This is a genomic window from Bradyrhizobium sp. Kon56 (genome assembly GCF_055807635.1).
The window spans coordinates 1-320 of sequence record NZ_JBVVOU010000280.1 but is presented as its reverse complement, the minus strand read 5'-3'; the positions used below and the strand labels follow the sequence as shown (position 1 = coordinate 320).

Genomic DNA, 320 nt, shown 5'->3' with positions numbered 1-320 from the left:
CATAAAAAAACACAAGACGGCGCTTTTGCAAAAGCTTTTCCCGCGGTCGGATAAGGATATTTAATGAACAAACCGTTAGTACAATCGAATTTCAGATCTTTAAAGTCGCTAGCCAAAAAGTTGCGCAAGGATTTGACAGGAGTTCGAGGCCGATAGAGTTGCTTTGTGCGTAGTCTGATAAGAAATGTCGACAAAAATGAAATGCGAAATCTGCGCAAAGTAAATCGGTAATGATTTCCAACTTGGCTAGCTGATGGCTGAAAATCGATTTTTCATCATTTTTACTAATTTTGGTGATCTTTATTTCTTCATTGCGCATT

1 protein-coding gene is annotated in these 320 nt (G+C 38.1%); it reads right to left on the bottom strand.

Annotated features, from left to right (window positions below; all coding sequences use genetic code 11):
- Window positions 1-91: 91 nt before the first annotated feature.
- Window positions 92-320 (bottom strand): hypothetical protein (locus AC0L3B_RS38975; RefSeq protein ID WP_473383013.1); only part of this gene is annotated, 229 nt, incomplete at its 5' end.